This is a genomic window from Streptomyces carpinensis (assembly GCF_002154505.1).
Taxonomy (GTDB): Bacteria; Actinomycetota; Actinomycetes; order Streptomycetales; family Streptomycetaceae; genus Streptomyces; species Streptomyces carpinensis.
Genome location: NZ_MUBM01000807.1, coordinates 1 through 728, shown reverse-complemented (window position 1 = coordinate 728; position 728 = coordinate 1). Strand labels below are relative to the sequence as shown.

Sequence of the window (728 nt, the reverse complement as noted above, 5' to 3'; positions counted from 1 at the left end):
GCCGGGCCCGGCCGGGACGCAGGGGCGAGTCCAGGGACAAGGGTCGGTGCAGGGCCAGGACCGGGCGCAGGGGGTCCGCCCCGAACCGGCGTCGGCCTGGGGTGCCGACCGCGCGCTGCAGTCCGGCTTCGGCGGCGACCAGGACCGCCGCGTCTCCTGGGGCACCCCGGCGACGGGCGACCCTCGCCTGCCCCGCACGTCCGAGCCGACCGCCCAGCACGCGGGAGACCCTGCCGCGGAGGAAGGCCACCCGGACCATCCGGATCGTGCCGGGCAGGGGCAGTGGCAGGGCCAGGCCGAGGCCGGCAGCACGTTCGTGTTCCGGCGTCCGGCGACGGCGGACGGAGCCACCGGGGCGCCGGGCGGCCCGCCACCGTCCGGCATTCCGGCACCGGGCCGCCCTCCGGCCGACGAGGGCACCATGATGTTCCGCCCGATGCGCCCCGGGCAGCCGGCCGACCCGTCGGGAGGCCCGGGACCGGCGCAGGTGCCCACCCAGGGCTCACCCGGCGCGACGGGCGGTCCAGGGTTCACCGCCGGACAGGAAGCGACCGCGCGCGCGTCAGCCGCGCAGGGACAGGGTCCCGCCCAAGGCCGGACAGGCCCGGCTCAGGACCTGCAAGGCACCCCGCAGGGCAGCACCCCGCAGGGCAGCGCACAGGGCCACGCGCATCCCGCGCAGGGTCCGGCGGCCGGGGCCCGGACGGCGGACCCTGCGCGGGATGCGC

1 pseudogene is annotated in these 728 nt (G+C 79.7%); it reads left to right on the top strand.

The features are described from left to right. Window positions 1-46: 46 nt before the first annotated feature. Window positions 47-728: pseudogene (locus BZY54_RS54930) on the top strand (RDD family protein); the annotation flags it as partial.